Genomic DNA, 13,916 nt, shown 5'->3' with positions numbered 1-13,916 from the left:
TGGGCATGCGGAGGGATTCGAACCCGCAAGGGTGCGGAGCTGAGGAAACGCGAAGCGTTTTCCAGCGCAGCACGCAAGGAGCGGAGCGACGCAGCGGGGCGCGGCCGCCGGAAGGCGGACGCGGAATCCCTCCGTCCCATATCAACAACGGGCTCTCCGTATCTCAACCGGCACTTGGGGACGTTCCCAAAGTGCCGGCACTAAAGGAACGTCCCCAAGTGCCGGCTCATCCACCCTCAAAAGACAGACGCCCCAAGCCCGAAAGGACCAAGAGCGCCTTACATCTAGAAAATATCAGCCCCGTTCCGAAAAGCGAGCCGCCATCTACAAAATGGCGCGTGGCCCCGTCGGGCCGGGCATTAAGTTTGTCGCGAGTTCCGCACGCAAAGAAGGCCACTTAATGTGGCCTTCGTCTTGCGCAGGACTGTAGAGCAGCAAACTTAATGCCCGGCCCGCCGGGGCCACGCGTCCCTAATTGTTCAGCATGCGGTCGAAGCTTCCCGAGTCGCCATCCCGATAGTCGGCGGTCATCAGAATCTCCTGCGGAATACGACCTCCCTCGCGCAGCACATTGCGGAACTGCACGCGCGTGACCATAGGCAGATCCTTGATCGTCGCCGCCAAATTCTGCGGCACACCCTGATTGGCAGCCGCAGGCTCGCACTCGCCGCCAGCTTTCACGCGACGCTTGTGCTCGGCGAGCATGGCACGATACATGCCGGCATGCAAGCGAATCTCAACCACATTGGCATTGCGGGCCTGCTCGACGATGCGCGCACCCTCTCGGTCGATATCGCCCACGTAGTAGACATAGTTAAAGCGATAGCCGATCTCGGCCAGATAATCATCCAGTGCGTGCGAGACGCTCGCCTTGCAGCCGCCGCCAAAGATCACGCCACCCACCTTGGTGCCAAAGAGCTTAGCGTGCTTGCGGCCGCGCAGGAGCTTGACGATCTCGTCATAGGTGTCTAGGTTCTCGACCATAATGAACGGCTTGTCGGCGCCCAGCGTAAAGAAGCCCGTAAAGTGCACGGGGCGGTTGGGGGCGACCTTAATCGCCTGCATGCTGATGCCCTTTTCGGTCATACGCCGAATCAAGCGCTCGCCGTGCTTGCCGTCAAAGGCCTTCTCATCGTTAAAAATCTGGTAGGCGCGCTGGCGACGCGAGGCGACCGGCGTGTCGGCACCGCGATTCTGCTCGATCCAAGCCTGGATGATCGCAATCTCCTCGGCAATCTTGCGGTTGGACATCTCGTTGTGCTGAGTGCGCTGCGAAACCTTTTTGCCGTCCTTGCCCTCAACCTTAACGATTTGAGTCTGTTGCTCCTTAATATTGGAGAGTGCAGCAGGTGTGGGAACGACCTTGAGCAGCTGCCTGCCCAGGACACGGGCCAGAGCAAACGCCGAAACCTCGCCATGGGCGGGCGGCTCAGGCTGCTGGGCGGCCGCATCGTTTGCAGTCGGTTTGGGCTGCGTCTGGGATTTGCACTTGTAATCTGCCTGAGCTTTGCGCTCTTGCTTTGGCGCGGACGAGCCCTTTTGCGAACGCTCAGGCTTGCCCCCCTTTACTGGCTGGCGCTTGGACTGCTCCACCGGGATCTCAGTCTTCGCATCCTTGTTTTGCCCCGCTGCCTGCTCGGCCACGGATTCGGCATTTGAGCCACGGCCGCCACGGTGACGACGACGGCGAGGCTTGCTCGAAGCGCTCTCCCCCGCTTTCTCGCCCGCAGACTGCTGGCCTCGGGGCTCGACATCGCCCGCAGGCCGCGGCTCAACAGGCTTCTGCTCACGGACCATCGGCTCGGCAGCCTTCTCAGCCTTCTCCGCTGGTGCAGCGGGAGCCTGGTCGGTCTTTTCTTGACGCCTTGCGGGATACGCACGACCCATAAAGCCGCGTCCGGGACGGCATGAACCCGGAGCCTTCTTGACGGGCTCCTCGGGTGAACCAGCAGCCTCGACGGACTCCTGAACGTCGCACACAACACCTCCCTGCTCGGCCTTAAAGTGAGCACCGCGGCGACGCTTGGGCTCCTGGACCTCAGCGGCGCACTGCGGCTCGGTAACAGCCTCATCCTCGACGGGCTCGACATCCGTCGCATCCTTTTGAGCCACGGCGCGACGGAAGCGCTCCTGCTGGGCACGGCGCTGCGCATCGCGCTTGCCGCCCCCGCCAAAACCGCCGCGGCCCGCCTTGGCCGTAAAGGCGCGAACGACGCTCTCGTCAAGCAGCTCATCGGTGTCGACGTTCTCGCGCGGAGCCGTTTCCACCGCAACAGGCGCCTCGACAACGTCCTCGACGGCCTCTTCGGCAGCCTCGGCAGGCTGCTCCTGGACATCGCGAATCTCGGCATTAATGGTATAGAACGCTGGGCGCCCGTTAACGCCGCTGCCCTCGATCTTGGTAACGATCTTTGCCGCGATAAGTTCATCGCGCATCGCCTTGGTGTCACATTCCTTATCGACGGAACGGAAAATCTGTGCCAGCGCGCTCGACTTGATCTTGAGCGCCTTGCGGCAGAGCAGGTCGTAGGCAACCAGCTTGGCACGCTCGGCAGAAAGCGACGTCTGGCTGCTCAGACGCTCAGCCAGGGCATCGACGTTGTTTTGGTTATCGGAATATACCGTCTTGGCCACGGGGCCCCTTTCATATGCACACATATATGTCTACATGGTACAACGCACGCCCCTATCCACGCAAAATATCTGCGAGAACACCCGGGCACACTAGCTTTTGCATGGAAAAAGGCCGAGCCCGCGCAGTTGCGGACCCGGCCTTTCCGAGTCATATAGATGTGACGTTCAATCCCTTAGGTCGATTAGGCCTTGGCGGCCTCGGCGCCTGCGGGAGCCTCGGCAGCAGCAGCGCGACCATACTCGGCCTTGCCCATCTCGGACCACTCGGGCTCCTCGTCGGGCATGGAACCGGCCTCCTTGCCGAAGAGCTCCTTGAGGCAGTTGACGGCAACGATGAGGCCCAGGACCATCAGCAGGACGGCAAAGACGAGCTGCAGGCCCTTGGTGGCGGCGACGGAGACGGCGGCCGTGGTGGCGGTAGCCGGGATGGTACCGAAGAAGCCGTAGGCCTGGACGGCGGTCATGCAGCCCATGGCACTCTGGACCAGCGAGGTAAAGGTGCAGCAGAGCAGGAAGGCGACGGGCACGTAGAGCATCCAGCCCTTGCGACCGGTGCACTTGCAGAACACGGCAAGGGTGATCATGGTCATACCGCCGAGCAGCTGGTTGGAAGCACCAAAGAGCGGCCAGATGTTGGCATAGCCGCCAAAGGCGAGGGCGAGGCCGGGGAGCAGGGTGACAACCGTGGCGAACCAGGGGTTGCCGAGGACCTTCATGTAACCGGCCTTGGACTCGATGGCCAGGGCGTCGTTGGTCTGGGCAAAGAACTCGGAGAACGAGGTGCGGGCGATGCGGGCGACGGCGTCGAGCGAGGTCAGGGCCAGAGCGGAGACGTTCATGGTCATAAAGACGGTAGCAAGCGTGCCGTCAACGCCGAAGGCCTGCATACCGCGAGAAATGCCAGCAGCGAAGATCTGGAACGGGGTGGAAGCGACGCCGGCGTTGAGGGCGCCGGTACCGGCAGTGTTCATGTCGGAGAACATGATGCCGGCGACGATGATGGCGAGGATGCCGACGAAGGACTCGACGATCATGGCGCCATAACCGACCTTGACGGCGTCCTGCTCCTTCTCGACCTGCTTGGAAGAGGTGCCCGAAGAAACGAGGCTGTGGAAACCGGAGAGAGCGCCGCAGGCAACGGAGACAAACAGGACCGGGAACATCATGCCCGAGGCATTGCTAAAGCCGGTGAAAACCGGAGCGGTGATGGTGGCCTGGCCGTTAACGCCCAGGACGACGATGCCGAGGACAGCGCAGACAATCATGACGATCATCATGATGGAAGTGAGGTAGTCGCGAGGGGTCTTGAGCATCTGGATGGGCATGGCACCGGCAAAGACCAGGTAGACCATGACGACGGCGAACCACTGGAACTTGTCCAGGTAAACCGGGAACTGCATACCGACGGCAAACATGAGGACCATGAGCACCACGCCGGTGACGAACTCGGCAGCGCCGGTGAGGTTGAACTTCTTCTGAGCCCAACCAAAGGCCATGGCGACGAAGGTGAACAGGATGGAGATGGTGCCAGCGCAGCCAGCGGCATAGGACTTGGTGAAGTCGATGGCACCGGTGGCAGCGCCAGAGGCGTCAACGACCGGGGTGAACATGAACGTCTTGCAGACCATGTCGGTAAAAGCGGCGATGACGATGATGCAGAACAGCCAGCAGAACAGCAGGAACAGGCGACGGCCGGTCTTGCCGATGTACTTCTCGATGAGCTGAGCCAAGGACTTGCCGTTGTTCTTCATCGAAGCGTACAGGGCGCCAAAGTCGTGAACGGCGCCAAAGAAGATGCCGCCGACGAGGACCCAGAGCACGACGGGCAGCCAGCCGAAGGCCATGGCCACGATCGTACCCGTAACAGGGCCAGCACCGCAGATCGAGCTGAACTGATGCGAGAACGCGGTGAAGGCGGAGACGGGCGAGAAGCTCTTGCCGTCCTTCATGCGCTTGGCAGGCGTGAGGGCCTCTTTATCAACGCCCCACTTGTTAGCCAACCAGCGGCCGTAGCCCAGATAGCCGCAGGCGAGCACCGCCGCGGCCACAACCATGAGCAAAACTCCGTTCATTACATTTCCTCCTCAAAAAAGAACTTCCTAGACATAAAAAATGAGGGCCGTCGGTTGCGCTCGACGGCCCTCATCTTCATCAGCCGCCCGTTATCGTACGGGCTAGCTGTATGTGCTAACCCGCATCAGATAATTACTACGCTGATAATGTTTAGCTGATGCGTGAACATGTCTAAGAAATCCTCTTCAATCATGATGCGAACGATCCGTGCGTGTTCACATCCCCCAGTGGATGAAAAAGGAGTATGAAACTTTAGTTGCCTAAAGTCAACGCAAATATGTAATGAATTTTCAACTTTATTTGAATTATTCGGTATAAAACGTCACTGGCCTCGGACTTTACCCCACGAAAGTTTTTGCTTGAGAGATGCTCCTCGGGGGCGGGGCGGGCGCCTGCCGCCATATATGAACTTTCCTGCTCGGACAGTCCTGCTCACGACGGAGGCCACATTAAGTGGCCTCCTGTTCGTGCGGAACTCGCGATAAAGTTCATATATGGCGGCAGGCGCCCGCCCCGCCCCCGAGGAGTTCCCATCCCAAATCTCAACTCTGTTATCATAATTACGATAATATTCTGATAGCTCAGGAGGTAGCTGTGAATATTAGGCCAGTCTCAGATCTTAGAAATCACTACCCGGATGTTGAACGCGAAGTCGAACAGGAGGGTCCGGTTTTTCTAACTAAAAACGGGCGGGGCTCTATGGTCGTCATGAGCTTTGAGCAGTACAAGTCACTGAGCAATACAATCGAGAGCGCACTTGATGCCGCTGATCGTCAAGCTGCCAGCATGCAACTTCGCTATACACACGACGATGTCTTTGGCTCTGTCAGAAAAATGCTCGACGGCGGTCTCGATGAACAGGCACTATAAGCTCCGCTATCTTCCCCTATTTTGGGAGGACCTCAGCCAAGCAGCGTCATATATCGCCTTTGATCTCAATAACCCCGCTGCAGCAAATAGGCTTGTCGACAATGTTGAAGCAGGCATACTCGAGCATCTCAAGAATCCAACCATGTCACCAACATACCCTTCGACAAGAAGACGGTTGCACCCGTATTACCGCTTCTACGTTGGCAACTACATGGTTTTTTATGTCGTCATCGACGACGTCATGGAAGTCCGCCGACTGCTATATAAAAGCCGAGATATTGAGTCGATTATCAGGTAGGTTTCTTTCAGCTAAAGCACGCCGGAAATTTGACGCTGACCTGTTAACCTTGCCGGACGTTGTCGACGCCAAACCAGCTCAGAAGCTATATCGATACAGAAAGGGCCCCGACCGGAGGGGCCGGATATAAGGTTTATCGCGAGTTCCGTACGCAAAGAAGGCCACTTAATGTGGCCTTCGTCTTGCGCAGGACTGTAGAGCAGGAAACCTTATATCCGGCCCCTCCGGTCGGGGACCGCACCCATACGACTACAGCGTCATGTTTGGATCGGCGTCGACGTCGAACGGCGAGATTTCGCCTCGGTCGAATTTGCGGCGAGCGACCTCCGCAATCATAGCGGCGTTGTCAGTACAGGCCGAGAGAGGCGGCACCGTTACGCGAATCCCCTGACGCCCGAGTTTCTTAATCATCATCTCGCGCAGATGCGGGTTGGCCGAGACGCCGCCGCCGATGCAATACTCCTTGCACCCGGTGGCGTGCAGGGCGTTTTTGGCCTTCTTGTACTGCACGTCAAAGACCGCCGCCTCAAACGAGGCCGCAAGGTCGGGCAGGTGAATCGTGCGCCCAGCCTTGGTCTCCTGCTCAATATAGAGCGTCACTGCCGTCTTGAGGCCCGAAAGCGAGAATCGATAGTCTCCCCTGCTGTTAAGCGCGCGGGGAAAATCGATCGCACGGGGATTGCCCGTCTCGGCGAGCTTGGAGATGATGGGGCCGCCGGGATAGCCCAGGCCCAGCGCCTTGGCAACCTTGTCGAAGGCTTCGCCCACGGCGTCGTCCAGCGTCTCGCCAAGCACCTCGTAGTCATCCCATGCCTTTACGTGCACGAGCATGGTGTGCCCACCCGAGACAAGCGTAAAGATAAACGGCGGCTTAAGGTCGGGCTGCGCCAGCAGGTTGGCGAACAGGTGACCCTCCAGATGATTGACGCACACGAGCGGTTTACCGGCAGCATACGCAAAGCCCTTGGCAAAGGCGACGCCCACCACCAGGGCACCCACCAGGCCTGGGCCTTGCGTCACACCCACGGCGGCAAGCTCACTTGGCGCAATCGCTCCACCCTCAAGGCCAAGCGATACCGCGGCATCTTCAAGCGCCGCATCTACGACACTCACAATCACCTCGACATGCTTGCGCGAGGCGATCTCGGGCACCACGCCGCCAAAGCGAGCATGAAAATCAATCTGCGTCGACACCTGGTTGGCCAACATATTGCCGTCCGCATCGATAATCGCAACAGCCGTCTCGTCGCAAGAGCTCTCGATGGCAAGAACTAGGCGACGGCGCTCGATTTCGGCACGCTCCTCGGCGGTGCGCTCGGGCTCAGGCAGCGGCCAGACGCGCTGCTCGGCAGCCGTTGGCTCGGGCGAGGCATTGTCGAGAGGAAGCACCAGGGGCAGCGACGCCGTCATGACGATGGCATCCTTGCCGACGCCGTAGTAGCCACGGCGACGACCCGCCTCGGTAAAGCCCAAGGCGCTATAGAGCGCAATCGCACCCTCGTTGCCGTCCTCAACCTCAAGCGAAGCAGTGGTGCAGCCGAGCATCTGGGCGTCATAGCTCACGTGCGACAGCAGCTTGCGGGCAATGCCCTCGCGACGATGAGCAGGATCAACCGCGACGTCCATAATCTGAACGTCACCGTCGACGACCATGCCGCCGGCAAGTCCCAGCAGCTGACCGTCGTCGTGCGCCACCCACCAGCTACGCGGTGCGGCAACGCCCTCGCCCAGCTCGGACAGGAACATGCCCGGCGTCCACGCCTCGTGTCCGGCGCCTTCAAAGCAGGCGGCCTCCAATGCGCTCGCGCCCTCGGCATCCGCCGCGCCCATGGGACGGAACTGCAGATGGCGGCCGGCGAGCTCGTCGGCAACACCCGTAATCTCGCTCTGGGCGCTCTCGGCAAGCCCAAGGCGCTTGCGCTCATTTTCCTCGGCATCCGAAAGACGCGTGTAGATCGGCAAAACGCGAGCCGGATTACCGTCGCCCGCGGCGTGCGCCATCAGAAGGCCCTCGCCCGAGGGCCACCACAGGTCTCGCTCCACGCAGCGCGCAGTCTCGTCCTCACTCAGCAGCTTGCCATAACGTACGAGACCGTCACCAGTCAGCTTAACCTGGCTCCAGTCCGCGGCCTGGCGCCACTCATCAAGCGCCACGGCGGCTTTGACCACGTGTTCGCGCTCAAACAGACGCTCGGGACCTTCGTCCCCCAGCACGTACAGAGCCGGATACACCTCGCCACGCATGGCGTCGGCAAGAACACCAAGCTTGCCGCGCACGCCAGCCTTCCACGCCGTCCAGGCGCAAGCGTCAAGTGTCGACACGCCCAGCAACGGCACGTTGGCACCGCGCGCCAGACCCTTGGCGGTCGAGATGCCAATGCGAACGCCCGTAAACGAACCCGGGCCGCGTCCAACCACATAACAGCCGACATCGCCGCGATTCAGCCCGGCCTGCGCCAACACGTCATCGACGGTATTCACAAGTTCCACGTTGGCATGGCGACGACACAGATGGTCCCCGCTCACCAGCTTCGCCTCGCCCGTCTGCTCATCAATCCAGCTTGCCGCGCAGGCAAGCATGTCGGTCGAAGTATCGAGCGCCACTACCAGCGCGTTGTCGTTATGCAAGCTCATCTTGTACAGCCTTATCAATCAAATCGAAAAGCTCCGTCGCACGCTCGCCGTGCGCCTCGAGCGCGATCGTTCGCACGTCGCTATCGTCCTCATCGCGCCTAAGCGTCACCGAGAGATACTCATCCGTCAGCTCGTCCTGAAACTGCTCGCCCCATTCCAACAGGCAAGCGCCCTCATAGCCGAGCACGTCAAAAATGCCCGTATCCTCGAGCTCGTAGGCATGCTCCAAGCGGTACAGATCAAAATGGAACAGCGGAATACGCCCCTGGTCGTGAACGGCCATGAGCGCGAACGTAGGACTCGTGACCATATGCTCATCGCCCAAGCCGCGCGAGACGCCCTTGGTAAAGTGGGTCTTTCCCACGCCCAAGCCGCCGGTCAGTATCAGCACATCGCCATTTTCTAGACACGGTGCGACCAACTCGCCAAAATGCTCCGTATCGGCAGTACGAGCCGTTTTGTAGGTACCTAGCCCCAGGCGCTCCAGGGACATATACGCTCCTTATTATTCCGAGGCGCCCTCTGGCGCGGGGTGTCGCACCAGATAGTCGCCCAGCATCTTAAAGTCTTCCTCCAGCAACTCCTGCCACGCCGGATTGCGCAGCGCCGCCGCGGGATGAAACGTCGGCATCACCACAAAGTGCCCCATCTGATGGAACCTGCCGCGCAGCTTGGTAATGCCAATCTCGGTCTTGAGCACAAAGTGCGTTGCGGGATTGCCGAGCGTCACGATGATATCGGGCCAGATGCTTCGAATCTGCTCGCGCAAAAACGGTGAGCAAGCAAGCACTTCCTCGGGACGCGGATTGCGGTTTCCCGGCGGGCGACATTTAAGCACATTGGCGATATAGACATCTTCACGCTTAAGGCCCGCCAGGGACAGAATGCCGTTGAGGTTTTCACCCGCCGCCCCCACAAAGGGCTCGCCCTGTAAATCCTCGTTACGGCCCGGCGCTTCACCAATAAACATCACGCGAGCGCGGGGGTTTCCCACCCCAAACACGATATTGTGGCGCGACTGGTAAAGCTGGCAAAGGCGGCAATCACCCAGGACGGCCTCGATCTCCTCGAGTGCAACTTCGCGCGGCGCCTGATGGCTATGGCCGGGGATGTGCATAACGCCCATAGCGGCCCCTACACGTAGACCTTGTCGAGACGCATGCCAAAGCCGCAGGCGACCTCGTAGTTAATCGTGCCGCGCAGGCGCGCCATCTCATCCATGCTAATCTCGGCATCGCCATCGCGACCGATAATTATCATCTCGTCGCCATGTTCGGCCTCGGGAATCTCGTGAGCCGGGTTGGACTGAATGGCAACCATAAACTGATCCATGCAGATATTTCCGACCTGACGCACGCGCTCACCGCGATACAGCACGTCCATACGATTGGAAAGCGTGCGCGAAAGGCCGTCGGCATATCCGATCGGCAGCGTGCAGATCTGAACGCGTGTGCGCGGTACGCGGTAGGTAAAACCGTAGCCTACGCCCTCGCCCATCGCAGGATGCGCCACGCGCGTCACGCGCGCATGAACGCTCATAACGGGATCAAGCTGCATCACGCGGCCGCTCAGCTCGCACGGCTGCATGCCATACAAGCCAACGCCAGCGCGAATCATATCAAAATGCATCGAGGGGTCGAGCATCGAGGACGGCGTGTTGGCACAGTGCACGATACCGCACTCAAAACCCGCATCCTTAATGGCCTGAACGGCCTCGATAAAGCGCTGGCACTGCAGCTTGTAGTCCCAACCCGATGGTTCGTCGGCCGTGGCAAAGTGCGTAAATACGCCGTCGCACTGAATACCGCGATGGAAATTAATACCGCGGACAAAGTCGAGCACTTGCGTGTAGTGAACGCCGATGCGGTTCATACCCGTCTCGATGGCAAGATGATACTTGCCCACCTTGCCCGCCGCGACGGCACATTCACCATACGCAAGAGCAAAATCGGACGTATAGACCGAGGGCATGATATCGAACTCGAGCAATGAAGGAATAGCCTCGATGGGAGGCTCGCTTAGAATCAGGATGGGCTTGGTGATTCCGCCCTGGCGCAACTCAATACCCTCGCTGACCGTCGCCACGGCAAACATGTCGGCACCGGCCGAATACATGATCTTGGCGCACTCGACGGCTCCATGACCATAAGCATCGGCTTTAACCACGCAGCACAGGCGCTGACGCGGATCTAGCAAGTTCTTATAGGCCCTCGTATTGCGGCGGAGCGCCCCGCGGTCGATCTCGACCCAGGACCAACGCGTCAAATCGGCTTTATTCATGATTAGTCATCCGACCCTTCGTCCATGATTCCCAGATCGTCGAGCGCATCCTTTGCCGCCAATTCCATGGCGGGACCGATCAAGTCGATAAGATCGGTCGCGATAACGCTCTTCTCGCCATACTCCGTCGCCGCAGCAAAGCCGGCATAGCTGTGGAGTGCGACGGCATACGAGTACAGCAGCTCCCAACGGTCCATCTCGTCACGCATGGTCGCAAGCGTTCCTGCAAGGATACCTGCGAGGACATCACCCGAGCCAGCGGTCGCCAACGACGCCGGGCCCGAAAGCGGCAGCAGCACGCGCTCGACGCCGCAAATGGCCGTCGTCGGGCCCTTAGCGATAACAACGAGATTATCGGAACCGGCAGCCCAGACAATCTTTTGAGCAGCGGCAATCGCAGTGCCAAGATCATTGACCTCGTCGCCGGCAACGAGACGCGAAAGCTCGCGATAATGCGGCGTCATAACGAGCGGCTGCTCGCGACGGTACATTTCGGGATTACTGTCGATGCCGTCGATTGCAATCTTGGCAAGGCAGTTGAGCGCATCTGCATCTAGGATAAGCGGCACATCGAGCTCAAGCAGGCCCGAAACGACTTGCATCGATCCGGCAGACGTCGTCATGCCAGGCCCGCACACAACGCAGCTGTACTTCTTAGCAATCTCGCACACTGTCATACGCGCAGCGGCACCAAAAGATCCACGGGAATCAGACGGAATGGCGAAAACGGGAATCGACGGGAGCGCCATACGAATAAGGTTGGCGCACGCATCGGGCGTCGCAACGGCCACATAACCGGCACCAGCACGAGCGGCAGACTTTGCGGCCATGATGGCGGCACCAGGATATTGTGCCGACCCGGCAACGATGAGCGCAGAGCCGCGCGAATACTTATCGATATTCGTGGGCAGCGGGGCAAAGAAGTCCACCAGATCACCGGGCTCAACGATCTCGGCAGCATGATCGACATCATCGATGACTTCGTCGAGGCGGTCGTACAGACCGCCACACACCAGGTCGCCAGCATACTCCGGACCGTCAGCGCTGTAGAGGCCGATCTTAGGGGCAATCATCGTCACGGTACGCTCGGCACGGATGCAGTCGTCATCCACAACGCCCGTCTCGGCATTCAGGCCCGAGGGAACATCGATAGAAACAACGTGATCGGCGCACTCGTTAACCGTAGGAATCCAAATAGAAAACGGCGCACGAAGGTTGCCGTGAAAACCGGTACCAAAAATAGCATCGACCACGACATCCGCTTTGTTAATGAGAACCTCTAGCTCGTCTCGCGAAGGCCCAACGCACACATGAACGTCGCGACCGGCGGTGCGACGGGCAACGTGACGAGCAAGGGCAGCAGGAATCTCATCCGGCTCAACTGGAGAAACGATATCAACATCAACGCCCTTATGGGTCAGGATATCCGCAGCGACCCAACCATCACCGCCGTTATTGCCAAAGCCGACCAGCACAAGAACGCGATCAGGGTTGAGCTTTAAAATCTCGTTGGCGGCAAATTCACCTGCCAACTCCATGAGCTCGGCCTTCGAGGTGCCCTCGCGCTCGATGATATCCTCGAGGCGAACGACTTCCTCGGTACTCAAAACCGGTTTCATCTATGCTCCTTGCGTATCTTGCGGATTATCAATCAAATGCTCCGACAAAGCAGATTGTTGCAGCTGTTCAAGCTCATCCAATACAGAACGAGCCTCTTTAAATGTCTGGGCAACGCGCTCCTTGGTGCTCATTTTTTCTTCCTTAGGCTTAGGTCGAGCATCCTCGGTGATCGCAATGGCATTAGCGACAGCCAAGTCACCCGTAAGGGTAATAGAAAGAGCAACCTCGACAACACCCAAATCCTGGGCGATTTCGAGAGCGCGACCAGAAAGCAGAGCCTTTGGCTTGCCGAGCCTATCGCGTGTTACGGAAACGTCCTTACGTCCAACGCCCTGACTAAACCCCGTTCCAAGTGCCTTAAGTACCGCTTCGCGAGAGGCAAAGCGGCTGGCATAATGAGCGGCAGGGCGAGACGACGCATCGCAATACGCACGCTCTTCATCGGTAAACACGCGCCGGGCAAACGACGGCGTCTTCTCAAGGATTGATTTCATTTGGGAAATCTCGACGATATCAACGCCGATACCAGCTTCAGCCATGTTCACCTCCATGCTACACAGACTACGATATTGTAGCCCGTTCAAAGAAGATGCGACAAACGAGGGTTATAAAACACAGCTACTATGTGAGACAAATTGCCTGAGAAACGAAAAAGGGGGAGGCCGCGAGGCCTCCCCCTTCTCAGTCCAAGCGTACGGCTCGGTGCCGTCCACCGGTCAGCGGCGCCCTGGCCTCCCACGGGCTGGCCCCGCAGTACTCTCGGCGCGATGGGGCTTAGCTTCCGGGTTCGGAACGGGACCGGGCGTGCCCCCCATGCTCTGGCCGCTGACCGGTGGGCGGCGCCCACCGTTACGGTGATCCGGTGTCTCATCCACGTGCCCTGGGGGCCGCATGGCGCATAGGAGAGATCCGACTCGGGGGCATCCTCGTGCCCGGACCGCGCTTTCGAGCGCATGTCCCGCGGGCCGCGAGGTGCGGTTCCGGAAGAGCTCGGGCGATTAGTGCGGCTCGGCTGAGGGCGTCGCCGCCCTTGCACCTGCCGTCTATCGACCAGGTAGTCTACCTGGGCCCTTACCGGAAGGAGAACTAATCCCTGGAACGGCTTCCCGCTTAGATGCCTTCAGCGGTTATCCGCGCCGCACGCGGCTACCCGGCCGTGCCGTTGGTCGACAACCGGTTCACCGGAGGTGCGTCCACCCCGGTCCTCTCGTACTGGGGGCAGCCTCCATCGATTCTCCTGCGCCCACGGAGGATAGGGACCGAACTGTCTCACGACGTTCTGAACCCAGCTCGCGTACCGCTTTAAACGGCGAACAGCCGTACCCTTGGGACCTGCTCCAGCCCCAGGATGCGATGAGCCGACATCGAGGTGCCAAACCTTGCCGTCGATGTGGACTCTTGGGCAAGATCAGCCTGTTATCCCCGGAGTACCTTTTATCCGTTGAGCGACGGCCCACCCACTCGGGGCCGCCGGATCACTAGAGCCTGCTTTCGCACCTGCTCGGCT

At 59.6% G+C, this 13,916-nt stretch carries 10 protein-coding genes and 2 rRNA genes; 2 read left to right on the top strand and 10 right to left on the bottom strand.

Going from position 1 to position 13,916, the window contains the following annotated elements; all coding sequences use genetic code 11:
- Positions 1 to 471 precede the first annotated feature (471 nt).
- A complete protein-coding gene (locus tag ACTQXO_RS08400; RefSeq protein WP_441038913.1) occupies positions 472 to 2,634 on the bottom strand; it encodes a hypothetical protein in 2,163 nt (720 codons plus the stop codon).
- Positions 2,635 to 2,816: 182 nt separating this feature from the next.
- Positions 2,817 to 4,706 carry a carbon starvation CstA family protein gene (locus ACTQXO_RS08395; RefSeq protein WP_441038914.1) on the bottom strand — a complete coding sequence of 630 codons (1,890 nt, stop codon included), beginning with the start codon at positions 4,704 to 4,706 and terminating at the stop codon, positions 2,817 to 2,819.
- 454 nt (positions 4,707 to 5,160) lie between these two features.
- Here ACTQXO_RS08395 and ACTQXO_RS08390 point away from each other — a divergent pair, with 454 nt between their 5' ends.
- Positions 5,161 to 5,577, top strand: a complete 417-nt coding sequence (locus tag ACTQXO_RS08390) for a type II toxin-antitoxin system Phd/YefM family antitoxin (RefSeq protein WP_427748363.1) — start codon at positions 5,161 to 5,163, stop codon at positions 5,575 to 5,577.
- Complete coding sequence (locus ACTQXO_RS08385) at positions 5,468 to 5,875, top strand: type II toxin-antitoxin system RelE/ParE family toxin (RefSeq protein WP_441545605.1); 408 nt, start codon at positions 5,468 to 5,470, stop codon at positions 5,873 to 5,875. Before ACTQXO_RS08390 ends, ACTQXO_RS08385 begins: the two co-directional genes overlap by 110 nt.
- Positions 5,876 to 6,124: 249 nt before the next feature.
- Here ACTQXO_RS08385 and tsaD read toward each other — a convergent pair whose 3' ends face one another.
- The 8 genes from tsaD to ACTQXO_RS08345 form a co-directional block, all read right to left on the bottom strand.
- Positions 6,125 to 8,509 carry a tRNA (adenosine(37)-N6)-threonylcarbamoyltransferase complex transferase subunit TsaD gene (tsaD, locus tag ACTQXO_RS08380; protein ID WP_441038916.1) on the bottom strand — a complete coding sequence of 795 codons (2,385 nt, stop codon included), beginning with the start codon at positions 8,507 to 8,509 and terminating at the stop codon, positions 6,125 to 6,127.
- Positions 8,496 to 9,002, bottom strand: a complete 507-nt coding sequence (tsaE, locus tag ACTQXO_RS08375; protein WP_427794389.1) for a tRNA (adenosine(37)-N6)-threonylcarbamoyltransferase complex ATPase subunit type 1 TsaE — start codon at positions 9,000 to 9,002, stop codon at positions 8,496 to 8,498. Before tsaE ends, tsaD begins: the two co-directional genes overlap by 14 nt.
- A 12-nt stretch (positions 9,003 to 9,014) precedes the next feature.
- The gene (locus ACTQXO_RS08370; RefSeq protein WP_441545604.1) at positions 9,015 to 9,635 is read right to left on the bottom strand and encodes a uracil-DNA glycosylase; all 621 of its coding nucleotides are present in this window, start codon (positions 9,633 to 9,635) and stop codon (positions 9,015 to 9,017) included.
- A gap of 8 nt (positions 9,636 to 9,643) precedes the next feature.
- Complete coding sequence (gene alr, locus ACTQXO_RS08365) at positions 9,644 to 10,789, bottom strand: alanine racemase (protein ID WP_441033609.1); 1,146 nt, start codon at positions 10,787 to 10,789, stop codon at positions 9,644 to 9,646.
- Positions 10,790 to 10,791: 2 nt separating this feature from the next.
- Positions 10,792 to 12,408, bottom strand: a complete 1,617-nt coding sequence (locus ACTQXO_RS08360; protein ID WP_441033612.1) for an NAD(P)H-hydrate dehydratase — start codon at positions 12,406 to 12,408, stop codon at positions 10,792 to 10,794.
- Entirely contained in the window at positions 12,409 to 12,948 is a 540-nt protein-coding gene (gene acpS, locus ACTQXO_RS08355) for a holo-ACP synthase (protein WP_441033615.1), read from the bottom strand. It lies immediately after the preceding gene.
- A 175-nt stretch (positions 12,949 to 13,123) separates the two neighbouring features.
- Positions 13,124 to 13,239 (bottom strand): 5S ribosomal RNA (rrf, locus tag ACTQXO_RS08350).
- Positions 13,240 to 13,386: 147 nt separating this feature from the next.
- Positions 13,387 to 13,916, bottom strand: a 23S ribosomal RNA gene (locus tag ACTQXO_RS08345); the annotation flags it as partial.

The sequence above is a fragment of the Collinsella sp. LCP19S3_D5 genome, assembly GCF_052121415.1.
Classification (GTDB): domain Bacteria; phylum Actinomycetota; class Coriobacteriia; order Coriobacteriales; family Coriobacteriaceae; genus Collinsella.
Note: the sequence above shows the minus strand (reverse complement) of the source record. Positions and strands in the feature narration are given on the sequence as shown.